The following is a 19812-nucleotide window of genomic DNA, read 5'->3' on the forward strand; positions in this document are numbered from 1 at the left end:
CACTGTCCCCCTACCCCAGGCGTAATGAGTTGAATACAGAAAAAATGGCCGCGGTCCGCGGCCATTTTTTTCTGCCCGGTGGTGGTGAAGGGTATCTCTTCAGAGCCGTTGAGAAACCCCTTTTTCTATGCTATGATACAAGAGAAGACAGTGGTATCAGCGGAGAAAGGAGCGCGTTATGAAACGGTTTGTGCATGTGGTCGGCCTGATGTTCCTGCTTCTGGTCCTGTGCTGCGGGACGGCTTTGGCGGCCGAGACATCTTATGTGCGGCTACTGGGCACCGATGGGAACACCACCGTGGGTGCCCGGGTGACGCCGGGCGAGGGGGAGGCTGCCGATCAGGTGGAGCTGGTTTACAGCGTAGATGGGGGCAACTGGCAGAGAGGGAGCTGGGACTTCGACCTTGCCAGCGTACCCAGCCGGGGCGGCTACAACGGCACAGAGTTTATCGCCTATGGCCAGTGGAGCCGAGAGCCGGATTACTGCTCCGCCGACGGCATCCACTGGACGGAGATCCCCCCGGAACGGGTGGGGGAGGTGGTTACCTGCGTCCCCGGGCGGGCCGAGGTGAACGGTTACCATTTTGAGCTCCTGGACGGCGAGCTCTACCTGGTCAGCGGGAACATGGCCGCCCTGCTGCCCGATGTGGGGGCCGCGGCGAAGGAAAAGGGCGTCTGGATCTCGGACATCCAGGCCTGCGCCGTGCCCGGCGGCGTGCGGGTGGAGTGCTATAGGAGCACTATAGCTGATCCCACAGGGAAACCGGCGTATGTGACGGTCTATCCCACCAGCTCCCTGGACTGGGTGCGGGAGAACCTGTCCACGGTTTTCTGGGCCCCCGAGACCCTGGACGAAGTGGACAACGGCACCGTCCGTGTGCGGAAGCGGGCAAACGGTTGCGGAGAATGGTATGAATACCGGCGGGAGGAGGGCGAATGGACGGCCATCCCGGCCGCCTGGGCCCAGGAGATCGGCGGGACCCGCCTGCTGCCCTGGAACGGAAAGACCTTCCTCATCCTGGATATCTGGTCTCTCCAGCTCTACGCCTCTGAGGACGGCGAGACCTGGCGCTGCCTGAAGGACACCTTCCTGGCGCCCGAGAAGGACGCCGGCTTCTGGGACGGCAGCTGGGTGAACTACACGCGCCACTCCCTGCTGTGGATGGGGACGGAGTACATCGCCTGCCGCCGGGAGGTGGAGGGGCGATACGGCATGCTGGGTTACAGCGGCGGAAACTGGCACAGCCCCTATTGCACCAAGGTCTGCTTCGCGGACGAGGAGTTTGCCCTGACGGGGGAATATGACTTTGGCCGGCAGGTGGTGGCCGTGGGCTGGTGGAACGGGGCATACTACGCCGAGGTTTCGGAGAGCACCGGACTGGATGAGGGCATGTGGGCTCCTTACCAGGAGAATGAGTACGACCCGGATGCCCCCACCGTTATCTACCGCTCCACCGACAAGGTGCACTGGGAGCCCACCGATCTCAGGCAGATCTTTGACTCGATCCGTACCCTGGGCTGAGGGCTGCGGAAAGGCCGCCGGACATCGTCCGGCGGCCTTTTCAATGGAGCGGAAATCATGTATACTGATAGAAAGCCATCAAAAGAGAGGGAACCATATGCTGCTTTCGGCGGAACACATCACAAAGACTTACGGGACACGGTCCGTGCTGGACAACGTGTCCCTCTATCTGGAGCCCGGCGAGAAGCTGGGGGTCATCGGCGTTAACGGCACGGGAAAGAGCACCCTGCTGCGCATCCTGGCGGGGGCGGAGGAGCCCGACAGCGGCTCGGTGACCCGGGACCCCAACGTGCGCCTAGACTACCTGCCCCAGCTCCCCGACTTTGACCCGGCCAACACCGTACTGGAGCAGGTCTTTGCCGGTCTCTCGGACGAGGCCCGGGCGGTGGCCGAGTACGAGGCCAAGACCATTCTCACCCGGCTGGGGGTGCCCATGTTCGACCAGCCGGTGGGACAGCTCTCCGGCGGCCAGCGCAAGCGGGTGGCTCTGTGCGCTGCCCTGGTCAGCGGCTGCGACGTCCTCATCCTGGACGAGCCCACCAACCACCTGGACAGCGGCATGGTCGCCTGGCTGGAGGACTATCTCCGCTCCTTCAAGGGCGCCCTGGTGATGGTCACCCACGACCGCTACTTTCTGGAGCGGGTCACCCAGCGGCTGGTGGAGGTGGAGCGGGGCAAGCTCTATTTCTACGAGGGCAACTATGACAAGTACCTGGAGCGGAAGGCCCAGCGGGAGGAGATGGCCCAGGCCAGCGAGCGCAAGCGGCAGTCCATTCTCCGCCGGGAGCTCCAGTGGGTGATGCAGGGTCCCACCGCCCGGGGCACCAAGAGCCGGGAGCGGCTGGAGCGGTACGAGGCCCTGACGGAGCAGAAGGGCCCCGAGGAGAAGGCTTCCATGGAGATCACCGCACTCTCCTCCCGGCTGGGCAAAAAGACCATCTCCCTCCAGCATGTGTCCAAGGCCTTCGGGGACCGGACCGTCCTCCGGGACTTCAGCATGGAGCTGCTGCGGGACGACCGCATCGGCGTGGTGGGCACCAACGGCAGCGGCAAGTCCACCCTCCTCAACCTCATCGCCGGGCGGCTGACCCCAGATAGCGGCACCATCGAGGTGGGGGAGACAGTGCGCATCGGCTACTTCTGTCAGGAGACGCCCATCCTGGACCCGGAGCAGCGGGTCATCGACTATGTGAAGGACATCGGGGACAGCATCCAGACCCGGGAGGGGAAGGTCACCGCCTCCCAGCTCCTGGAGCAGTTCCTCTTCCCAAAGGATGAGCAGTGGGCATCCATTGGCCGACTATCCGGAGGGGAGAAACGCCGGCTTTTTCTCCTCTCTGTATTGACTGTGGCCCCCAATGTACTGCTGCTGGACGAGCCCACCAACGACCTGGACATTCAGACGCTCACCATCCTGGAGGACTATCTCGAAACCTTCCCCGGCGCCGTCATCGCCGTCTCCCACGACCGCTACTTCCTGGACAAGACGGCCAACCGCCTGCTGGAGGTGGGGCCGGAAGGGGTGGTCACCGAGTACGTGGGCAACTACACCGACTACCTGGCCGCCCGCCAGGAACGGGACAAAGAAAAGGAAAAGGCCCGGAAGGCCGCTCCGGAGAAAAAGGAGGAGCGGCCCACGGGCCAGAAGAAGCTGCGCTTCAGCTACAAGGAGCAGCGGGAGTTCGAGACCATCGACGACGACATCGCCGCCCTGGAGGGGGAAATCGCCGCGGTCAAGGCCGAAGCGGAGGCCAAGGCCAGCGACTACGTGGCACTTCAAGAGCTCCAGGCCAGACAGGAGGCCCTGGAGGCCGCTTTGGAGGAGAAAATGGACCGCTGGGTCTACCTCAACGACCTGGCCGAACGCATCGCCAACCAGTGAGTCAGCGATAGAACCAGTGGCCGCCGATGGTGGCCACATAGTCCCGGTTGGCCATGATCCAGTGGTTGCTGGCCAGAGAGGGAGCCAGGAAGTAGAGACTGTCCCCCACCACATCGGCCCCTTCCAGCACCAGCTTGGCGGCGATGACGCTCTCCTGGGTGGGCGTGTGGTAGACGGTCCCGTTCTGGACCGGCTCGAACTGTCCGCCCCAGCGGCTGTCAAAGATGACGCCGTAGATGGTGTCGGGGAACTCGGTGTGGTCCACCCGATTGAGGATCACGTTCCCCACTGCCAGCTTGCCGGTGAGGGGCTCCCCCCGACTCTCGGCGGAGATGATGCGGGAGAGCCAGTAGAGGGAATTGGAGTCATAGACGTCCTCGCCGGTCAGAATAACGCCGCTGCCGGAGGTGACGGTCACCTCACCGGTGACACTGTTCCAGTCCACGTCGGCGCCCAGGGCCTCGGCCAGCACCCGCACCGGCACCAGGGTGCGGCCATTCTCCAGCAGCACCCCCTGGGGGATATAGAGGGCCCGGCCATTGACCTCCAGATAGAGGGCGCCGGGTTGGGCTGTGAGGGAGAAGTCCTGCCCCTCCGCTGAAGCCCGGTCGCCGGTCCAGAGGATGAGGGCATCGGGCTGAAGAGCTTGCGTCACCGCCCGGAGGGAGACATAGGTGGTGTTGCTGCGGACGGTGGCGGCGGCCTCCACCGCCTGGCCGTCTACGGTCACGGTCCCGGCTGCCAGGGCCGGGGTAAGGGTCAGAGAGAGGCTCAGAGCCAAACTCAGAAATAGGCGTTTCATGATGGGGTCCTCCTGAAAAGTTGTAACCGAATTGTAACTAATTTTCCCCGCTGGGGCAAGGCACAATGTTTTCCAGGGCTGGAAAGCGGGGATCATTCCTGTACCCCGCCTTGCAAATTGATTAAAATTCGGATATTTAGAAAACACTGGGCCGCAAGGGATTGCGGCCCAGTTTGTTATTAACCCGTTACTTGCCCGTTACGAATGGGTGGTATTTAGTGATTATGCCAAGAGCAAAATGGCGGCCCGAAGCTGCTCAATATCTGTCTTGGTATAGTGTTCGGTCACGTTGCTGTCGGCATGCCCCAAGATGCGCTTGATCTCCAAATCAGGGGCGCCGGCAGCGTGGAGGCGGGTGAAGGCGGTATGCCGGCACCAATGGGGAGTGGCTTGGGGGAGGCCGAGATCTGCTACAATAGGATTGAAGGCATGCTTGCAGTACCAGTCATAAGTCAGGCGGCGGCCGGTGTCCCCGCAGATGATGGTGCTGCCTCCACGGGAGAGCCAGCGGAGCAGATACGGCTTGATCTTGGGGTGGACGGGGACGATCCGGTCCCGGCCAGCACGGGTCTTGGAGCCGCCCCGCAGATAATCTCCCTCACGATCATAGGCGAATGGAGTAAGGCTCAGAAACTCATTGATGCGGAAGCCGGTATAGCACAGCATCAGAACGGTGTCCGCCCAGGGGCGACCGGAGGCGGCCATCTCCTCCAAGCGTTTCATCTGAAGATCGTTGAAGGCCCCTTTTTCATGCTTTGCGCCTATGGAGGGCATCTGGATGAATGCGGAGTAATCCTTGTCCACAATGTCCCGCTCCATCGCATAGCGGAACAGAGAGCGCATGAGCAGCCGGTCATTTTTCAGGGTGGACTGGGAGAGTCCTGCGGCCTCGTCGGCATCAATGATCCGCTGAAGGTGGTCTATGGAGACGTCCTTCATCTTCATCCCGGCCAGGGCCTGCACACGACTCCAGGAGGAGCGATAGCTGGTCACAGAGGCGTCGCCTGCCTTGGCATATTTCCGGGCCGACCACAGTTCATAGACCTTTCCAACCGTGATCGTGAGCCGGTCCAACTCCGAGCCCGCCAAGGCAGTATGGTGAGCATCGTTGTAGGCGTCCAGCGCGGCCTGGGCCTCACTGAGCCTGGCGTGGTAGCTCACCGCCTTCTGCACCAGTCGGCCATATTTATCACGGACGGATACCCTCACGGCATAGGGCCTCCGGCGGTTGCCGGAGAGCTTGACCACGGTGCCTGTGCCATTGGCACGTCTCATACGTTCACCTCACTATCATACAAATGTTCGATAAAATGGACTTTTGAAAGCCGGGGCCGCAGCCCCGGCCTCGTTGCGCTCCACGACTCATTGCCAATCAGGCAGCATGATTGAACTCACAGTTTATAGGTACTAATAAATGCAAAGCCCTTGGGTTCGGCACTTCCCTTATGGTGGGAGGCTTACTGCCAAGGGCTTGAATCTACAACGGGGAGGTGACGGAAGTCACATTCGTTGTACCACTATATTATGCCCCGGCGTCTTAGTTGTCAATACGCTAACGTCAGCCCCAGCATCTTTGCTGTCACCAAGTGCGAGTGAAAACCTGTTCTCCACTTGCGGTTTCTACCTCCACAGATGCGATGGAATAGTCCTTTGTGTAATTTGCGAATACAGTATTCCCAATGCGGTCTATGGCGTCAGATGTAGCATCATCAGAGACGGTGACTACGGCATTTTTCATATCTCCGGTATCAAAGACTTCAACGGAAACAACGTAGTGATACCAACTTGTGGCGTACTCGGGATTTCCAGCCCCACCGAATCCATCTCTAAAATCAGCTGCGAGGTTCTGGCTGGTCTCTTCATCCAATGTGCCACCCTCTGCTGAAGGCGCAGGAACAAAGGTAGCACTGTCGCTGATCGTATATTCCATTGTGTCTATTTCAGAAATCTTATCCAAGTCAATTCTTGCATAGGTGAAATTACCTGGGGTAAGATCTTCCACAAAAATCATGTCGCTCTTCTCGGTATTCCCCTGTATATTCTTGAAATAAACACTTACATTCCCATCAAACACATAGGTGCTGTTGTTGGATATCGTCACAATGGCCTGTGAAAGCATTACATCCAACTCCATGGTGACTTCAATTTTGTCGAAAGTATCAGCACGATTTAGCTCAGGGGAAGTTTCAACAGGGGCTGTTGTTTCTGGGGACTGGGAGACCGGGACGGACTCCGGAGCAGGCGTCGATTGTGATGGGACGCTACTGGCCTGTTCGCCGGACCCGCCGCAGGACACCAAGGACAAAGCAAGCGCAGAGGCAAGCATCAGACTGAGCATTTTTTTCATATGGGAATCCCCTCTCTTTCACGTGCCAAAGTTGGGCACGTTTTATTTTATCTTCCTTCTAAGCTCCACCACCACGCCGATGATCTGGACAGGAAGGGACTCGATCTCGGCGGGGGAGTAACTCTTGGGAGGATAAGCGGTATTGACGGGCCGCAGCTCCAGGCCACGGTCGCCGCGAAGGATGACCTGCTTCAGGGTGGCGTCGTTGCCATTGACCAGCACGGCGCAGTCGTCGCCGCTGTCGCAGGTATCCTGCTTGCGGAGGATGACGGTGTCGCCCTCCAGGTAGCGGGGATACATGCTGTCGCCTTTGACCCGGAGACCAAAGTACTCCCGGTCTCCGGTGGTCCAGGACGCGGGGATCTCTTCCCAGTCCAGGACGTCTTCCACGGCGTCAATGGGGATGCCCGCCGGGATGGTGCCCAGGACGGAGATGCGGACAGCTCCGGGAGAAGTCCCACTGGCCTCTCCCAGCAGTTCGCTGGTGTTGACGCCGAGATAGTCGGCAAGCATCTGGACCTTAGAGACAGAGGGTGTTTGCCCACGGTTGATATCGGATATAAAACTAGCCCCAACTCCGCTTTCTTTACAAGCGGTTGTTGGCTTAACACCCTTGAGCTGACAATAGTTTTTGATGTTTTGCACAAAAATGCTTGCGTCCAAAGGGCATCACACCTTAATAAAAAGAATTTGTGATTACGGAGAATATTGCAATAAATCCGTATTTACATATTGACTATCTGTAATTACGGATTTATGCTTATACCAGAGGTTAAGCCAAGGGTTCGGCAACGCCCGGGAACGATATGAAAGGGAGGTGGGTGAGCAGAATGACGCAGGAGCAAACGACAATCCGCTCTGTGGCTGGGCTGAAAGAACAGATTCAGATGGAGACAGACGGAAAAGGAAAAATCCTTGAGGGTTCATTTGCTGGTTTCTGGGAGAAATATCCCATCAAAACTATCGGCTAATTTCTTCGTGATATAGTTTTACTGCTTGCGCGGCGTGATAAGCCGATATTCTAACAACATCCTCCATTGTTGGAGGGAGAGCCAAATCGTCACGTTCTTTGACCGCATTTGAATATGCTTTGACCGCCAGTTCAACAAATTTGTCAACGAATTGTTCTAAATCAAGATTTTCCATTTTATTATTTTCTCCTTTAATCTACTAGCGTGCGGTCTGCCTCCTGCATATTTTACCGATGGTAAAATCATACCACATCGAACAGAAGCGAACAAGTCCCAAAATGAGGGGAGGGGAATGAGTGAGGATCAGAGAACTGATGGAGCAGAGAGGACTCCAGTGTGTCCAGTTGGCCGATGCCATGGGAGTCACCCCGGCCTGCATCACGAAATGGGTGCATGGGACGGCATATCCCAGTGCGGACAAGCTGCCCAGACTGGCAAGCGTCCTCGATTGCACCATCGACGCCCTCTATGGCCGGGAACCGCCCGGCGTGGAGGAAAAGAACGCCAGCTGAGGGGGTGATGACCGTGGAGCAGAGTATGTTGGAGCAGGAAATAGAGGATTTCTGTATCCGTGTCTTGACCGGCAGCGGGGTGGTGCAGGAATAGCAATTCTTCCTCGTATTTTGGAAATTTTGCTCGGAGTAAAGAGCGCCAACGGAAGAGAGGATGAGTAAATTGGAGGTCAATTTGGTGTCGCTTATCTTGGCAATAGCGTCGCTGATACTGGCAGGTACTGGGCTAATTTTGAGTATTTTTTCCATGATGAAGTTTTGGGGTGAAAATCCTTCAGATAAGAGGCAGAATGGCGGCGACGGCAGCGACCACGCTACAGGTCAGCGTGAGGATAGCTAAGACCGTTGTGAGAATGAATCGGCGGCTTTCGATTCGCCGTTGCTTGGCGGCAACTTCATTGACCTGACGTTGAGTTTCCTCCATTTTTCCTGAAAGATTTTTCAGTTCCTCTACGACGTCGAGTTCAGAGGGAGCTGGATTGGTCAGGCAGGACATAAAATCATCTGAAAACATAATAATCTCCTTTCTTGCCTCCACATTTTATCATGGGAGACAAGGGAGGACAAGGAAAGTCACTGGAAAGGAGATCTGCTATGTTCGTTGCACAGACAGCGGAACAGGCCAAGATTCGCGCTTGGCTGGAGGAGCAGTTCCAGCCGGACGAACTGCGGGCCATGGAGATCGTTACCCGGAATGCGGTGCGGATCGTGGACCGGTACCACGACACCGCCCTGGTGGTATGTCGGCAGGACGGCACTGTTGAGATCGTTTCGGATGACGCCGAGGCCTGCTGATCTCTACACCACCATCATATCCCAATGAGGAGGGAAACACCATGCCGCAGGACAAGCGGAATATCTACAAAATCGCCCGTGAGGCGAGGGGTTTGACTCAGGAGGCCGCTGCCGAAAAGCTGGGGATCTCAGACAGCTCCATCCGGGCCTACGAGACCGGACAGCGGGTGCCGCCCAACGAGGTGGTGGAGCTCATGGCCATCTGCTACGACGCCCAGCACCTGGCCTTCCAGCACCTGCGGGAGACAAACTCCATGTATGGCAGCATCGTCCCGGCGGTGCCGGACTGCTCCGTATTGGAGGCGTCGGCCAAGCTCATCAACCGCATTTACGAATTTGCCGACAGCCACAGCGACCGGAGGCTCATGCGGATCGCCGAGGACAACGTCATTGACCAGGACGAGCGACCGGAGTTCGACGCCATCCTGGAGGATCTCCAGGAGATCGTGGAGGCCGCCCTGGCGGTCAAGTGCGCCCGGCAGGGCGAGTGAGGAGGGAAACAGAATGAAACGGAAATCTAACGCCCCCACAGATGAGGAGATCATGGAGCACGCCAATGTGCCGGTATGGCTGGCGGCGTCGGCCATTGGCTGGTCGTCCTGCACGCTGGCATCGGCGCTCCAGCAGGGCCGGGTCCCTTTCGGGTTTGCGGTGCAGAACGATGATACTGGTACATGGGCCTATAACATCAATCCCGCCGGCCTGATCCGCTACCGCCATGGGGAGTTTCAGGCCATGGGCATGCGGGAGCTGAAAGAGATCTGGTCCGACATTGCCAACAGCATTGTGGATGCGAAGCTGGAATCAGCGCGGGTCATGGCGGCGGCCGTCACCGGGGCCGTGATGGGGATGGGGGGAGCGACATCATGAGCGAGCGGGACGTTATTGCCGAGCTCAGGGCCGAGCGGGCCGCCAAAGAAGCCAAACGGGCTGAGGACTGGCCCAAGGCGCTGGACAAGCTGTACATCACCTTTGAGGCCAGCCACGGGGGCGGATACCCCCAGTGTCTGGCGGCGCTGGGAAGCGAAGAGGAGCGGCTGCGCTACCTCCGGGAGTTGGGCTTCCGGGTACGGCGGCACTTCTGGTTTGAGACGACGGACGATACCCGTGAGGAGCACTGGGCGGAGCTGTCCGGCGGTATCGTGTGCTGCCTGACCAACGGCTGGGTGTGCGACAAGGCGCCCCTGTGAGCATCAACGAGGACCGTGCCGCCGCTGGGGCGGCGGGGATCAGGCGGAGCCGGCTCTTTCCCCCGGTAGGACGCCTCGCCTCTGGGCGTCACCGCGACCCGCCGCGCCAGGAGCGGCACGGACATCATCAAGAGGAGGATTGTTATGGATTACATGGGCGCTGAATGGCGGCCGGTTGGGCCGGATAGCGCATGGAGACGGCGGAAACTACTCTTTAACGCCCAGCGCCAAGCATGGCGGAAGATGACCAGGGCGGAGCGCCGTCGGTTTATGAGAACCTTGCTGGAGATCGCCATGGTGCTTGGCTGTTTCGTGGTGGCCATCGGCCTGCCCGACTGGGTCGAGTACATTTTGTGAGGAGCGTGGTGGTATGGCAGAGCGACCGGCCTACTGGGCCGTCATCCCCGCCTCCGTTCGCTACGACCAGGACCTGCCCCCCAACGCAAAGCTGCTCTACGGGGAGGTGACCGCTCTCTCGGACAAGCGTGGGTACTGCTATGCCCAGAACGGCTACTTTTCGGAGCTGTTCAACCTGTCCGAGCGGAGCATCACCCGGCTCTTCGCCATACTGGTGGACAGGGGCTATCTGCGGGTGAACGTGATTCGGGACGAGAGCACCCAGGAGGTGTTGGAACGGCGGATCTATCCCATCTACTACCACGGGATATCAGAGCCCCCTCCCGACATTTTTGTCGGGAGCCCTCCTGACATTGCGCAGGACATGGACGGAGACCACACCCCTCCCGACAATTTTGTCAGGACTCCTCCTGACAATTCTGACGGGACCCCTCCCGACAAAAATGTCGGGGAGAACGGTACAAGTTATGATTATAATATACCCCCTATAGTCCCCCAAGGGGGACAGCCCGAAAAACCGAAAGAACCCAAAGAACCGAAGCGGAAGCGGGCGTCCAAGAGCGTGCCCGTCTGGAAGCCGGAGCGCTTCGAGGCTTTTTGGAAGTTCTATCCCCGGCATGAGGACCGGGTGAGCGCGGTCCGGGAGTGGGACAGACTCAAGCCGGAGGACGAGCTCATTGACACCATCGCCCGGGCCCTCAAGCGGCAGGTGCAGAACAAGGACTGGGCGGTGCCCTACGCCTGCCGGTACCTCCGCAACCAGCGGTGGCTGGACGAGCTGCCCAAGGACGGAAAGGCCGCCCCGGCCAGGCCCCAGGCCAAACAGCTCACCGGCTGGCACACCGAGGTCATCGACGGGGAGGAGGTGCTGGTCCAGGATGGATGAGCGTCAATCTGCGGCCATTATGGCCGAGCAAAGCATCATCGGGTCTATCCTGATCGACGAGCGGTGCCTCCCGGAGGTGGAGCGGTCCATTAGAACGGAGGACTTCCGGCTGGAGATTGACCGGGCTCTCTATGAGGCTGTGCTGGCTCTGGAGCGGGCAGGCGGCAAGCTGGACCCGGTGACCATCCTGGACCGGGCCCAGAAGAGCGGGACGAACATCTCCCGGCAGTACATATTGGATCTCATGGAGATCACCTCCACCGCTGCCAACGTGGCGGAGTACATCCGGGTTGTCAGGGATGCCCGGCTGCGGGACGGTGTGCGGGACATGGCGGAGACGGCTCTGACGGCGATGGACGCCAGGGAGGACCCAGCGGCCGTTATCACCTCCTCCAGACAGCGGTTGGACGAACTGGCCGCTCAGGGCAGTACCGGCAAGCTGGTGAGTCCCAATGATGGCATACTGACCTTTTACCGACACCGTGACACCGTAGAGGACGGCGACGCCAAGGGCTATGTCTGCACTGGCTACATGGCTCTGGATGAGCTGCTGGGGGGCGGGATGCTCAACTCGGGGCTCTACCTGCTGGCCGCCCGGCCCGGTATGGGGAAGACCACCCTGGCCCTCAACATCGCCGACCGGGTGGCCCAGGCAGACCCGGTGCTCTTTGTCTCCCTGGAGATGGACCAGGAGCAGCTCACCGCCAAGCGCCTCTCCCGGGAGACCGGCATCCCCACCCAGAAGCTGCTCATGCAGCCGCTCAACGAGACTGAGGAGGACCGGGTGGCTCAGTCGTCCCGAAAGCTGGCCGAATTGGCCTTCTGGTCCAACAGTGCTCCCACAGTGACAGTGGATGATATCGGGGTCCTGGCCCGGAGCATCGGCGGCCTCCGGCTCATCGTGGTAGACTACTTCGGCAAGATTCTGCCGCCACCGGCGGCGAGACGGTATGGGCGAGTGGAATACACCACGGAGATTTCCGGGGATTTGAAAAACCTGGCCCGGACTCTGCACATCCCCATCCTGGCCCTGTGCCAGCTCAACCGGGAGGTGGAGGCCCGCCAGGACAAGCGCCCCCAGCTCTCCGATCTCCGGGACACCGGCGCTCTGGAGCAGGACGCCGACGGCGTCATCTTCCTCTACCGGGAGGACTACTACGCCGACCGGGACTCCGTGGACCCCAACGTCCCGTCCGTCCTGGACGTGGACCTGGCCAAAAACCGCCACGGCGGGGTGGGCAGCTGCAAGCTTGCCTTCTCCCTGGCCACCAGCAAGATCGCCGGCATGTCCTACCGGCGGAAAACCAAGGAAGAGACCCCGGAGCAGTTCCGGATCGGAGGGAACCATGGAAAATCGTAAAATGCAGCTGCTGGAGGCGGAGCACCGCCGCCATCTGTCCCTGATGCAGGCGGACCCCGCCCGGGAGAAGGAGCACCGGGAGGTGGCCGAGGCCATCCTCTGGGCCCTGGACAAGCTGAGAGGGGAGGGGGAGCCATGAGCGTGCTCTATACCTGCGAGATCTGCGGAAAAGAGTGCGAGGGGCATCCCAACTCCCGCTACTGTTCGGAGTGCCGGGGGAAGGTCATCCGCTCCACCCACAAAGAGAGTCTGGCAAAGCGCCGGGCGAAGCGGCAGACTAAAGCGTCGGAGGTCGCCAAACCCATGACTCTGGGGCAGATCGCCGCCAAGGCCAGGAGCTTACATATGAGCTACGGCGAGTTCGTGGCCAAGTACGGACTGTGATGGGGGAGCGGGAGCTCATCGACACCCTCCGCCGCCAGCTGGAGCAGCCGGGCAACAGGATCACTTTGGGACGAGTTATGGTGAAGGAGATCATAGAGGCCCTCCTCCACCAGCAGAGCATCATCCGGCGGCTCCGGGAGGAGTGCTGGGGGAAAGGAGAATACCATGGGAAAGACCAATGACCGCTGTCCACTCCAGGCCGAGTGCGAGCAGAAATGTGCCCACGTCGGCCACGAGCTGGACTGCCCTTACTATGACGCAAACGCTCGGCCGGGCTATGAGATCGACGACCAGGAGGAGCGTCACCGGGCCAAGTGGCGGGAGGCCGAGGAGGCGGAGTACGAGGCCAGGATGAGCCTGCCGCGGACCATTGAAACGGTCACCGGCGAGATCCTGGACCTGAAACGGGAGGCCGGGGAGGCCATCCTGGACATCGGCGCCCGGCTCATCGAGGCCAAGGGTATGCTCTCCCACGGGGAGTGGCTACCCTGGCTCAATGAGCGGGTGGAGCTCTCCGAGCGGACGGCCCAGAAGTTCATGAAATTGGCCCGGGAGTGGTCAAATCCGAACACGTTGGCGGATTTGGGTGCGTCCAAGGCCCTGATGCTCCTGGCCGTTCCGGCGGAGGAGCGGGACAGCTTTGTGGAGGAGCACAACGTCATCGACATGTCCGCCCGGCAGCTGGAGCAGGCCATCAAGGACCGGGATGAGGCACGGAAGGCCGCCGAGGCAGCCAAGGCCGACGCCGCAGCAGCGGAAGTCGCCCGGGCGAAGATGGAGGCCGACATGAAGGTGGTCAACGCCACGCTGGAGTCAGTCCGGGAAGAGAAGGAGCGGGCCGATCAGGAGGCCGCCCGCCTGGAGCGGGAGCTCACCGAGCTCAGAAGCCGCCCAGTGGACGTGGCGGTGGAGACGGTGGCGGACCCGGAAGCCATCGCCAAGGCCAGGGCTGAGGCCGTGGCCGAGATGCAGGCCAAGCTGGACAAGGCCAAGGCAGCCAAAGCCAAGGCCGAGGAAAAGCGAAAGGAGGCCGAGGCCGCCCTGGAGCAGGCTCAGGTCCAGCTGAAGGACGCCGAGCAGGCCCGGAAAAACGCGGTGCTCTCCTCCGACGAGGACATGGCCACCTTCAAGGTGCTCTTCCAGCAGTCCCAGGAGACGGCCAACAAAATGCACGGCATCCTCCTCAAGCTGCGGAACCGGCCAGACCAGACTGCCGCCCAGGGGGCGGAGAAGGCTATGAAAGCCCTGGCCGAGGCCATCGGGAGGTGCGCGGAATGATCCAGGAAGCGATCCGGAAGCTGAAGGAGCAGCAGAGCAAGGTGCAGGAGCGATCCCCCCAATGGATGGTGGCGGAGCAGCTCATAGATCTGTGCCGGGCGGAGCCGGAGTGCGCCGAGCTCCTGGCCCAGGACCTGGAGGTGGAGGCCATGTCCATCGTGGAGGCGGAAAAGAAGCTCAAGGCCTTCGCGGACAGCCACAAAACAGGGAATTTTTCCTGCGTCACCCCAGCGGAGTCCGACCGTATCCTCCGGGAGTTTTACGGACTGCCCCAGCGGCAGGCATCCGGCGGCGCCGGCCTCCTTGGGCTGGACCTGGCCGACTTCTGGGGGTGAGGATATGGAGGATGTGCGGAAGCTGGTGCCCCGTCTGCCGCCGGAGTATTTTCTCACCTGGGCAGCGGAGATCCTTCAGGATGAGCTGGACATCCACGGCTTTCTCTATGAGCTGGAGTGGGTGGAGGACTACGGCCTGGACTTCCTGATGGACGAATGGGCCAGACCCCGGAAGCGGAAGATGGTCCGGGTGAAGTGCTCCTGCTGTGGCTACGAGGATCTCTACCACTATGGCAGAGGGCAGAAGGGCTATGGATTTATCCTGCCGGAGAGCTTCACCGAGGAGGAGGGTGGATCTGTCTTTGAGGATGGAGACGAGATCTATTGCCCCAGCTGTGGCTGTCAGGTCAAGGTCCGCCGGAAGGCAGATCTGAGGCGGAAGGGATATTTTGTCTCGGCTGAGGGCAGGGCCATGAGCGCCGCTGTGGTTGGCAGGGAAAACCTGCTGGCTTTGACGGGCTGGGTGATCCAGCGGCGGGTGTTTTTTGGCGGCGGGGAGCGCCTGGAGGCCATCCCGGCGGAGGCCTATGTGTTCTCCCCTTCGGACTGTGCCCAGCTCATGGGCTGGATCAACGCCTACAGCGGCTCGGCTGGCTACTTCATCCAGTACACCCGGGAATGGCGTCAGCCGATGGATTGGCGGGAGCGGTGGGGACAGGAGGAGTACATCTTTGGCCTCGACGAGGAGCTTGTGGCGGAGAGCTGTCTGCCGCACTGCAAGCTGGACGTATACATGGAGCACCGGCCAGGTGCGTTCCACTTCCCGGTGGCCTGGCTGCGGCTCTATCAGGCCCATCCCAATGTGGAAGCGGCGCTGGTTCACGGCCTGCCCCGGGTGCTGGACGATCTCATCTATGCCAAGTGCCACGAGGAGGAGCATAAGCGGGGCGACATGGAGGTCCACGAACTGGACTGGAGCCAGACCCGCCCCGCCCAGATGCTGCATCTGAACAAGGAGGAGCTGCACTTGGCCCGGGAGCAGGACTGGGGGCAGCTGTTCTGGGACCTGTTCCGATACAGCAAGGCGGCAGGGGAACTCCTGACCGGGGAGGACATCGAAAACGCCTTCTTTCTGGGGGATGAGTATGTGGGACAGCTGGTGGGACGCGGTCCGGTGGCCAAGAGCATCCGCTATCTGCTCCAGCAGTGCGATCAGATCGAGACGGGGTATGTTCCGGAGCCGGAGGACGAGGACCCGCCGGCGGACGCCCAGGTCCCAGACGTGCAGATCCTCACCGACTACTGGGACATGGCGGAGCGGCTGGGCTGGGACCTGACCAATGAGCGGGTGCGCTTCCCTCATAACCTGTTTGCCGCCCACGACGAGGCCGCCGTCCAGGCGGCCCTGCTGGAGGAGAAAGGCCTGACATCCAAGTTCCGGGTACGGCGGATGGTGCTGCGTAAGTACGCCTTCTCGGCGGACGGCCTGCTGATCCGGCCGGCGGCCAGCCAGCAGGAGCTCACCGATGAGGGCAACGCCCTCCACCACTGTGTCAGCACCTACGGCAAGAAGCACGCCAACGGGAAAACGGCCATCTTCTTCATCCGAAGGAAAAACGCGCCCGGGAGGTCCTTCTATACCCTGGAGCTTGATGAGCGGAAGCTGACGGTACAGCAAAACCGTGGAATGCGGAACTGCCCGCGCACCCCGGAGGTGAGGGCCTTCGAGGACCTTTGGCTGAGCTGGGTCCGGGCCGGAGCGCCCAGGGACAGCGATGGAAAGCCGATATGCACAAAGGCTGCCCAGGCCAGGACGGCGTGAGGAGATGGCAAAATGGGAAGACATATTGACCGTGCGGCGTGGGAGCCGTGCCGGGTGTGCGGGCAGTATGAAGTGCTGGGCTTTCGAGGCTGGCGGCAGAAAGAAAACATGCTGAATCCTCCGGACGGATCTGGCGGTTGTATGTACTGCCCGCATTGTGGGCGGCCGCGCAACGAAAAGGCCTGGGACCAATTGGAACACCGGCTGAGATGGAGGTGGTCGGTGAACCGAAATAGAGCTAAATTGCTTTTGATGTTGCTTTTATCGTGCGTTGTGGCGGCCTTTTCGGTGATGAATCGCATGATATGGATGGAGAGGTGAACAAGTCGATGAGCAGGAGAGAGGCCAATCAGAGTTTGGTGATACGGGACCGTTTCTTCTGCCGCAGGAGCAGGGTCTGCTTTGAGGCATGCTCCCTCTGTGAGGTGAACGGCGACTGTGACATGTGTGCGTCCTTCGGCCAACCGGATCGCTGCCAAAAGTGCACGAGATATTATGGGCCTGGGAGCATCCCGGAGGAGAGCGGCGATGGGTGAGCTGATTGTGCTGGATGCCTACCGGCGGACCTGCCACAACTGCCTGTGGCATGACGATGCCCACGGAGCGTGCAAACGCCCGGGCGGCTGGGCGTGGGACAAGCACTACACCCGCTGCATCACATTCGCCTGGCGGTATGGCTGACCAGGCGTACAAAAAGGGGCTGACTGAATGAGGCTGGAGGATGCAACCAAAGAAGAGTTGATTTGGTGGATACAGGGACATGCCTTTGACCTTTCTTATTCTCTGAAACGGTTTGAAGCGGATATTATGCTTCACCGGTATGATGAGTACAATGCCAAAGCCAGGCTGGCTGGAGAGCGTTTTTCCTCAGCGTTGTCTGAATATAACTCTTTGCTTGCACCGTATAACGAGGAGCGGCTATCTTCCATTCCAGAACATGTAATCAAACGGGCAGCAGCCCTCGAAAAAGTCATGAGCAGTGCCAGTAAAGAGCAGCGGCGTTGGTGGAAAGCTGCGGACTAGTGCATGGAGAAAGTTTAGGGGAGGTTTCGGTATGCTGATCGTCACCATCCAGGTCAACGCACCGCCTGGGGCGGCGGAGTGCGTGAAGGAGGTTTTGGGCATGGCCCTGGAGCAGCTGGGCGATGCCAGGGTGGTCTCCATCCGGGAGAAGCTGCCCGAGCAGCTGAAGCTGGACATAGGATAGAAAAAAGCGCCGCCCACGACGGGGCGGCGCCTCCTCCTGCGGGGCCTTAAAACAGGCGCTTGACCTCCTCGGCCATGCGCTGGAGCTCCTCCAGCGTGACCGGCTGGGGCTTGCGGGCGCGGATCTGCTCCCGGATGGGGGTGGGGAGCTGGGAGAAATAGGCCTGCATGACCGGGTCCTCTGCAAAGTTGGCATACCGATCGTCCATACGATCACCTCCGGCGGTAGCTTGCCCGAGAGTACCAAAGTTATCAGAGACAAAAAATCAGGCCGCCCCAATAGGGCGGCCTGAGCCTGACCATTTTGTTACTGCACACCGAGCCGCTGCTTCAGCCCGTCCTGGAGGACTTGGGAGAAGTTGACGCCGGCACGCTCTGCCAGATCATTGAGATAGCTGGGGATGGTCACGTTTTTCCGAATCGTCCGCATGTCGTGGGCGCGGCGGTAGGCGTCAAAGTCGATGTCTACGAGAGTGACCAGCTCTCCCTCCTCATGCTCTGGCATCAGGCCGGAGGGCTCCGGGATCACACGCCCCTCGTCCTGCTCGCAAATCCCCCAAAGCCCAATGGCGTCACGGGCCATGTCGATACACTCTGCGATTGTCTCTCCTTGGGTGCCGATGTTCAGGTCCGGTACGGACACAGAGAAACCTCCCTCCGGCTCTGGATGGAGGATCACGGGATAAACTTGCTTCATATAGAAAACCTCCTTTTGGGGTGGCGGCGAGGGGCTTATTTCAGCCCCTGCCGCCGGATGATGGCGAGTGCTAATTGTTCTTTGATTTCGGAGTGTCGGGGGATTGTCTCAGATACTTTGCCGTTGGTATAGATATCGTGGTTAGTGCCGTTTCGGAGGAGCCACCATCCATTTGCTTTCAGCAGTTTTATCAAGTCCCTGCGTTTCATTGTCTCTCCTCCTTACAAGTATATTATACGCATTAAATGCGCATTTGTCAAGGGGCAGAAGGAAGAAAATAACAAAAGATAGGAGGGCAAAATGGCCAAGTGCATCAAATCCATCACGGCGGGCCTGCTGCACCTGGAGGTGCTGGGCAAGGTCCCGGACACCAGTGGCAAGCGGCCACGGGGCAGGCGGCAGGGTCCCACCTCGCCTGGGCAGATGTTTTACAACTTAAAGTGCTCCTGGCGGGAGTTGGAGCTGACCCTGGCGGCCAACTTTGGGAGTAAGGACTGGGTGCTGGTTTTTACCTATGACGATGCCCACCTTCCGCTGGACAAGCGGGGTGCGGACAGGATATTCCAGAAGTTTGTTCGCCGCTACCGGGCAGCCCGGCGAAAACGGGGAGAGGAGCTGCGGTATGTCTACAACACGGAGGGCTTCCACGAGCTTAGGACCTATGACTGGATGGAGGCGGACGGTGAGCTAGAAGATAGACGGCTCCACCACCATGTGGTGCTCAACTTCACGTCGCCGGAGGATTTAGAGGAGATCCGCAGCCTCTGGCAGGGGGGAGGCTACGTCCGGGCCGAGCCTCTGGACGTCCACTACTACCGGGAGCTGGCCAAGTACTTCACGAAGGAGGCCAGGGAGTTCGGCAGGCCCAGGCCAGGGGAGCGGACCTGGCGGGGGTCCAAGAATCTCAAAAAGTATGAAGTGGAATATATTGACATTCCAAGCGACAGTGTCACTCTGGCGCCGCCGGCGGGTGCGGTGGACTACGAGACCTTCAGTGAGCGCAACCCCTACGGCTTTGCCGACTGCATCGGCGCCCGGTATCTCCTTTTCCCGGAGCGGGAGCCAGGACAGTATACATATAATAGAGGCCGACGGCAGCCGGCTTAATAATTTTCCGGCTTGAAACCAGTCTTAATAATTCGTCACCCTATGTAGAAAGTGAGGGGAGGGCATTGCAAACAACCAAAAAGCATGATAAACTGGTCATCAAGGACGGATGGGTCATCTGCCCGGTGTGCGAAAAGGGAAAGCTGTTGCTGACCCGACCGGACACAGCCGTCCGAAACCTGCCCCGCAAGTGCAAGCGCTGCGGACAGGAGACAATCGTGAATATCGAAGCGCCTGAGCCCGCGTCCACAGTGACCAGCGCCTGAGCCGAACAGAACCCATGAGGGAGATCGTGTCTGCTCAGGTGTTTTTGTTTCTCCGAAGGTGATAGCCCGGAGCAGAAGCCAGTGCCCGACATGACCCCAATACGGGGAAAGGTCGGGCGCTGGCTTTTTGTTTTGCCCGGAGGTGATAGCCCG

At 60.0% G+C, this 19812-nt stretch carries 32 protein-coding genes; 23 read left to right on the forward strand and 9 right to left on the reverse strand.

What is annotated here, in order from left to right:
- The 3 genes from Q0K15_RS06630 to Q0K15_RS06640 form a co-directional block, all read left to right on the forward strand.
- The coding region (locus Q0K15_RS06630; RefSeq protein ID WP_294514184.1) for a hypothetical protein at positions 1-182 on the forward strand (182 nt) is incomplete at its 5' end.
- Positions 179-1522 carry a hypothetical protein gene (locus Q0K15_RS06635; RefSeq protein WP_294514187.1) on the forward strand — a complete coding sequence of 448 codons (1344 nt, stop codon included), beginning with the start codon at positions 179-181 and terminating at the stop codon, positions 1520-1522. The genes Q0K15_RS06630 and Q0K15_RS06635, both read left to right, overlap by 4 nt.
- A 97-nt stretch (positions 1523-1619) precedes the next feature.
- Positions 1620-3404 carry an ABC-F family ATP-binding cassette domain-containing protein gene (locus Q0K15_RS06640; protein WP_294514191.1) on the forward strand — a complete coding sequence of 595 codons (1785 nt, stop codon included), beginning with the start codon at positions 1620-1622 and terminating at the stop codon, positions 3402-3404.
- Position 3405: 1 nt separating this feature from the next.
- On the opposite strand, the gene Q0K15_RS06645 is transcribed toward Q0K15_RS06640, so the two are convergent.
- The 4 genes from Q0K15_RS06645 to Q0K15_RS06660 all read right to left on the reverse strand — a co-directional run bounded on the left by Q0K15_RS06645 (position 3406) and on the right by Q0K15_RS06660 (position 7198).
- Positions 3406-4206: a cell wall hydrolase gene (locus Q0K15_RS06645; RefSeq protein ID WP_294514194.1), complete on the reverse strand. Its 801-nt coding sequence runs from the start codon at positions 4204-4206 to the stop codon at positions 3406-3408.
- A gap of 222 nt (positions 4207-4428) precedes the next feature.
- Positions 4429-5481, reverse strand: coding sequence for a site-specific integrase (locus tag Q0K15_RS06650; RefSeq protein WP_294514198.1), 1053 nt, complete (start codon positions 5479-5481; stop codon positions 4429-4431).
- 304 nt (positions 5482-5785) lie between these two features.
- Complete coding sequence (locus Q0K15_RS06655; RefSeq protein WP_294514201.1) at positions 5786-6553, reverse strand: hypothetical protein; 768 nt, start codon at positions 6551-6553, stop codon at positions 5786-5788.
- A gap of 42 nt (positions 6554-6595) precedes the next feature.
- On the reverse strand, positions 6596-7198 hold the full coding sequence (locus Q0K15_RS06660) for a S24 family peptidase (RefSeq protein WP_294514204.1): 603 nt from the start codon (positions 7196-7198) through the stop codon (positions 6596-6598).
- Positions 7199-7383: 185 nt separating this feature from the next.
- On the opposite strand from Q0K15_RS06660, the gene Q0K15_RS06665 reads away from it, so the two are divergent.
- Positions 7384-7524, forward strand: a complete 141-nt coding sequence (locus Q0K15_RS06665; RefSeq protein WP_294514207.1) for a hypothetical protein — start codon at positions 7384-7386, stop codon at positions 7522-7524.
- On the opposite strand, the gene Q0K15_RS06670 is transcribed toward Q0K15_RS06665, so the two are convergent.
- Positions 7514-7699 (reverse strand): hypothetical protein, encoded by a 186-nt coding sequence (locus Q0K15_RS06670; RefSeq protein WP_294514210.1) that lies wholly within the window; start codon positions 7697-7699, stop codon positions 7514-7516. The genes Q0K15_RS06665 and Q0K15_RS06670 overlap by 11 nt on opposite strands.
- A 121-nt stretch (positions 7700-7820) precedes the next feature.
- Here Q0K15_RS06670 and Q0K15_RS06675 point away from each other — a divergent pair, with 121 nt between their 5' ends.
- On the forward strand, positions 7821-8036 hold the full coding sequence (locus tag Q0K15_RS06675) for a helix-turn-helix transcriptional regulator (protein ID WP_294514215.1): 216 nt from the start codon (positions 7821-7823) through the stop codon (positions 8034-8036).
- A gap of 274 nt (positions 8037-8310) precedes the next feature.
- Here Q0K15_RS06675 and Q0K15_RS06680 read toward each other — a convergent pair whose 3' ends face one another.
- Positions 8311-8550, reverse strand: a complete 240-nt coding sequence (locus tag Q0K15_RS06680) for a hypothetical protein (protein ID WP_294514219.1) — start codon at positions 8548-8550, stop codon at positions 8311-8313.
- Between the two features lie 80 nt (positions 8551-8630).
- On the opposite strand from Q0K15_RS06680, the gene Q0K15_RS06685 reads away from it, so the two are divergent.
- The 16 genes from Q0K15_RS06685 (at position 8631) to Q0K15_RS06760 (ending at position 17590) form a co-directional block, all read left to right on the forward strand.
- Positions 8631-8831, forward strand: a complete 201-nt coding sequence (locus Q0K15_RS06685; RefSeq protein WP_294514222.1) for a hypothetical protein — start codon at positions 8631-8633, stop codon at positions 8829-8831.
- Positions 8832-8872: 41 nt separating this feature from the next.
- Positions 8873-9322, forward strand: a complete 450-nt coding sequence (locus tag Q0K15_RS06690; protein WP_294514225.1) for a helix-turn-helix transcriptional regulator — start codon at positions 8873-8875, stop codon at positions 9320-9322.
- Between the two features lie 13 nt (positions 9323-9335).
- Entirely contained in the window at positions 9336-9701 is a 366-nt protein-coding gene (locus Q0K15_RS06695; RefSeq protein WP_294514228.1) for a hypothetical protein, read from the forward strand.
- A complete protein-coding gene (locus Q0K15_RS06700; protein ID WP_294514231.1) occupies positions 9698-10021 on the forward strand; it encodes a hypothetical protein in 324 nt (107 codons plus the stop codon). The genes Q0K15_RS06695 and Q0K15_RS06700 overlap by 4 nt, the downstream gene beginning before the upstream one ends.
- A gap of 144 nt (positions 10022-10165) precedes the next feature.
- Positions 10166-10378, forward strand: coding sequence for a hypothetical protein (locus Q0K15_RS06705; RefSeq protein WP_294514234.1), 213 nt, complete (start codon positions 10166-10168; stop codon positions 10376-10378).
- Positions 10379-10391: 13 nt separating this feature from the next.
- Positions 10392-11264 carry a helix-turn-helix domain-containing protein gene (locus Q0K15_RS06710; RefSeq protein WP_294514237.1) on the forward strand — a complete coding sequence of 291 codons (873 nt, stop codon included), beginning with the start codon at positions 10392-10394 and terminating at the stop codon, positions 11262-11264.
- Positions 11257-12624, forward strand: a complete 1368-nt coding sequence (locus Q0K15_RS06715; RefSeq protein WP_294514240.1) for a DnaB-like helicase C-terminal domain-containing protein — start codon at positions 11257-11259, stop codon at positions 12622-12624. Before Q0K15_RS06710 ends, Q0K15_RS06715 begins: the two co-directional genes overlap by 8 nt.
- Positions 12611-12763 carry a hypothetical protein gene (locus Q0K15_RS06720; RefSeq protein WP_294514242.1) on the forward strand — a complete coding sequence of 51 codons (153 nt, stop codon included), beginning with the start codon at positions 12611-12613 and terminating at the stop codon, positions 12761-12763. The genes Q0K15_RS06715 and Q0K15_RS06720 overlap by 14 nt, the downstream gene beginning before the upstream one ends.
- Positions 12760-13008, forward strand: coding sequence for a hypothetical protein (locus Q0K15_RS06725; RefSeq protein WP_294514245.1), 249 nt, complete (start codon positions 12760-12762; stop codon positions 13006-13008). The genes Q0K15_RS06720 and Q0K15_RS06725 overlap by 4 nt, the downstream gene beginning before the upstream one ends.
- The gene (locus Q0K15_RS06730; protein WP_294514248.1) at positions 13008-13190 is read left to right on the forward strand and encodes a hypothetical protein; all 183 of its coding nucleotides are present in this window, start codon (positions 13008-13010) and stop codon (positions 13188-13190) included. Before Q0K15_RS06725 ends, Q0K15_RS06730 begins: the two co-directional genes overlap by 1 nt.
- Positions 13174-14286 (forward strand): DUF3102 domain-containing protein, encoded by a 1113-nt coding sequence (locus Q0K15_RS06735; protein ID WP_294514251.1) that lies wholly within the window; start codon positions 13174-13176, stop codon positions 14284-14286. Before Q0K15_RS06730 ends, Q0K15_RS06735 begins: the two co-directional genes overlap by 17 nt.
- Entirely contained in the window at positions 14283-14621 is a 339-nt protein-coding gene (locus Q0K15_RS06740; protein WP_294514254.1) for a hypothetical protein, read from the forward strand. The genes Q0K15_RS06735 and Q0K15_RS06740 overlap by 4 nt, the downstream gene beginning before the upstream one ends.
- A gap of 4 nt (positions 14622-14625) precedes the next feature.
- Entirely contained in the window at positions 14626-16383 is a 1758-nt protein-coding gene (locus Q0K15_RS06745; RefSeq protein WP_294514257.1) for a PcfJ domain-containing protein, read from the forward strand.
- A gap of 528 nt (positions 16384-16911) precedes the next feature.
- Positions 16912-17064, forward strand: a complete 153-nt coding sequence (locus Q0K15_RS06750; protein ID WP_294514260.1) for a hypothetical protein — start codon at positions 16912-16914, stop codon at positions 17062-17064.
- 27 nt (positions 17065-17091) lie between these two features.
- Complete coding sequence (locus Q0K15_RS06755) at positions 17092-17406, forward strand: hypothetical protein (protein WP_294514264.1); 315 nt, start codon at positions 17092-17094, stop codon at positions 17404-17406.
- Positions 17407-17437: 31 nt separating this feature from the next.
- Positions 17438-17590, forward strand: coding sequence for a hypothetical protein (locus Q0K15_RS06760; protein ID WP_165449950.1), 153 nt, complete (start codon positions 17438-17440; stop codon positions 17588-17590).
- Positions 17591-17636: 46 nt separating this feature from the next.
- Here the strand turns inward: Q0K15_RS06760 and Q0K15_RS06765 are convergent, their stop codons facing one another.
- From Q0K15_RS06765 to Q0K15_RS06775, 3 genes are all read right to left on the reverse strand, one after another.
- A complete protein-coding gene (locus tag Q0K15_RS06765; protein ID WP_294514271.1) occupies positions 17637-17798 on the reverse strand; it encodes a hypothetical protein in 162 nt (53 codons plus the stop codon).
- A gap of 98 nt (positions 17799-17896) precedes the next feature.
- Positions 17897-18286 carry a type II toxin-antitoxin system HicB family antitoxin gene (locus Q0K15_RS06770; RefSeq protein WP_294514273.1) on the reverse strand — a complete coding sequence of 130 codons (390 nt, stop codon included), beginning with the start codon at positions 18284-18286 and terminating at the stop codon, positions 17897-17899.
- 35 nt (positions 18287-18321) lie between these two features.
- The gene (locus Q0K15_RS06775) at positions 18322-18495 is read right to left on the reverse strand and encodes a type II toxin-antitoxin system HicA family toxin (protein WP_130850788.1); all 174 of its coding nucleotides are present in this window, start codon (positions 18493-18495) and stop codon (positions 18322-18324) included.
- A 91-nt stretch (positions 18496-18586) separates the two neighbouring features.
- Between Q0K15_RS06775 and Q0K15_RS06780 the strand changes: the two genes are divergently transcribed.
- Positions 18587-19393, forward strand: a complete 807-nt coding sequence (locus Q0K15_RS06780; RefSeq protein WP_294514279.1) for a hypothetical protein — start codon at positions 18587-18589, stop codon at positions 19391-19393.
- A gap of 65 nt (positions 19394-19458) precedes the next feature.
- Positions 19459-19659, forward strand: a complete 201-nt coding sequence (locus Q0K15_RS06785; protein WP_294514282.1) for a cysteine-rich KTR domain-containing protein — start codon at positions 19459-19461, stop codon at positions 19657-19659.
- The last annotated feature ends 153 nt before the right edge of the window (positions 19660-19812 follow it).

It is taken from the genome of uncultured Intestinimonas sp., assembly GCF_944387245.1.
Taxonomy (GTDB): domain Bacteria; phylum Bacillota; class Clostridia; order Oscillospirales; family Oscillospiraceae; genus Intestinimonas.

What these genes read in the sequence shown, in the direction of transcription:
- Q0K15_RS06635 (WP_294514187.1), top strand. Translation starts at nt 179, where the DNA reads ATGAAACGGTTTGTGCATGTGGTCGGCCTGATGTTCCTGCTTCTGGTC.
- Q0K15_RS06640 (WP_294514191.1), top strand. Translation starts at nt 1,620, where the DNA reads ATGCTGCTTTCGGCGGAACACATCACAAAGACTTACGGGACACGGTCC.
- Q0K15_RS06645 (WP_294514194.1), bottom strand. Translation starts at nt 4,206, where the DNA reads ATGAAACGCCTATTTCTGAGTTTGGCTCTGAGCCTCTCTCTGACCCTT.
- Q0K15_RS06650 (WP_294514198.1), bottom strand. Translation starts at nt 5,481, where the DNA reads ATGAGACGTGCCAATGGCACAGGCACCGTGGTCAAGCTCTCCGGCAAC.
- Q0K15_RS06655 (WP_294514201.1), bottom strand. Translation starts at nt 6,553, where the DNA reads ATGAAAAAAATGCTCAGTCTGATGCTTGCCTCTGCGCTTGCTTTGTCC.
- Q0K15_RS06665 (WP_294514207.1), top strand. Translation starts at nt 7,384, where the DNA reads ATGACGCAGGAGCAAACGACAATCCGCTCTGTGGCTGGGCTGAAAGAA.
- Q0K15_RS06670 (WP_294514210.1), bottom strand. Translation starts at nt 7,699, where the DNA reads ATGGAAAATCTTGATTTAGAACAATTCGTTGACAAATTTGTTGAACTG.
- Q0K15_RS06680 (WP_294514219.1), bottom strand. Translation starts at nt 8,550, where the DNA reads ATGTTTTCAGATGATTTTATGTCCTGCCTGACCAATCCAGCTCCCTCT.
- Q0K15_RS06685 (WP_294514222.1), top strand. Translation starts at nt 8,631, where the DNA reads ATGTTCGTTGCACAGACAGCGGAACAGGCCAAGATTCGCGCTTGGCTG.
- Q0K15_RS06690 (WP_294514225.1), top strand. Translation starts at nt 8,873, where the DNA reads ATGCCGCAGGACAAGCGGAATATCTACAAAATCGCCCGTGAGGCGAGG.
- Q0K15_RS06695 (WP_294514228.1), top strand. Translation starts at nt 9,336, where the DNA reads ATGAAACGGAAATCTAACGCCCCCACAGATGAGGAGATCATGGAGCAC.
- Q0K15_RS06700 (WP_294514231.1), top strand. Translation starts at nt 9,698, where the DNA reads ATGAGCGAGCGGGACGTTATTGCCGAGCTCAGGGCCGAGCGGGCCGCC.
- Q0K15_RS06705 (WP_294514234.1), top strand. Translation starts at nt 10,166, where the DNA reads ATGGATTACATGGGCGCTGAATGGCGGCCGGTTGGGCCGGATAGCGCA.
- Q0K15_RS06710 (WP_294514237.1), top strand. Translation starts at nt 10,392, where the DNA reads ATGGCAGAGCGACCGGCCTACTGGGCCGTCATCCCCGCCTCCGTTCGC.
- Q0K15_RS06715 (WP_294514240.1), top strand. Translation starts at nt 11,257, where the DNA reads ATGGATGAGCGTCAATCTGCGGCCATTATGGCCGAGCAAAGCATCATC.
- Q0K15_RS06720 (WP_294514242.1), top strand. Translation starts at nt 12,611, where the DNA reads ATGGAAAATCGTAAAATGCAGCTGCTGGAGGCGGAGCACCGCCGCCAT.
- Q0K15_RS06725 (WP_294514245.1), top strand. Translation starts at nt 12,760, where the DNA reads ATGAGCGTGCTCTATACCTGCGAGATCTGCGGAAAAGAGTGCGAGGGG.
- Q0K15_RS06730 (WP_294514248.1), top strand. Translation starts at nt 13,008, where the DNA reads ATGGGGGAGCGGGAGCTCATCGACACCCTCCGCCGCCAGCTGGAGCAG.
- Q0K15_RS06735 (WP_294514251.1), top strand. Translation starts at nt 13,174, where the DNA reads ATGGGAAAGACCAATGACCGCTGTCCACTCCAGGCCGAGTGCGAGCAG.
- Q0K15_RS06740 (WP_294514254.1), top strand. Translation starts at nt 14,283, where the DNA reads ATGATCCAGGAAGCGATCCGGAAGCTGAAGGAGCAGCAGAGCAAGGTG.
- Q0K15_RS06745 (WP_294514257.1), top strand. Translation starts at nt 14,626, where the DNA reads ATGGAGGATGTGCGGAAGCTGGTGCCCCGTCTGCCGCCGGAGTATTTT.
- Q0K15_RS06750 (WP_294514260.1), top strand. Translation starts at nt 16,912, where the DNA reads ATGGGTGAGCTGATTGTGCTGGATGCCTACCGGCGGACCTGCCACAAC.
- Q0K15_RS06755 (WP_294514264.1), top strand. Translation starts at nt 17,092, where the DNA reads ATGAGGCTGGAGGATGCAACCAAAGAAGAGTTGATTTGGTGGATACAG.
- Q0K15_RS06760 (WP_165449950.1), top strand. Translation starts at nt 17,438, where the DNA reads ATGCTGATCGTCACCATCCAGGTCAACGCACCGCCTGGGGCGGCGGAG.
- Q0K15_RS06765 (WP_294514271.1), bottom strand. Translation starts at nt 17,798, where the DNA reads ATGGACGATCGGTATGCCAACTTTGCAGAGGACCCGGTCATGCAGGCC.
- Q0K15_RS06770 (WP_294514273.1), bottom strand. Translation starts at nt 18,286, where the DNA reads ATGAAGCAAGTTTATCCCGTGATCCTCCATCCAGAGCCGGAGGGAGGT.
- Q0K15_RS06775 (WP_130850788.1), bottom strand. Translation starts at nt 18,495, where the DNA reads ATGAAACGCAGGGACTTGATAAAACTGCTGAAAGCAAATGGATGGTGG.
- Q0K15_RS06780 (WP_294514279.1), top strand. Translation starts at nt 18,587, where the DNA reads ATGGCCAAGTGCATCAAATCCATCACGGCGGGCCTGCTGCACCTGGAG.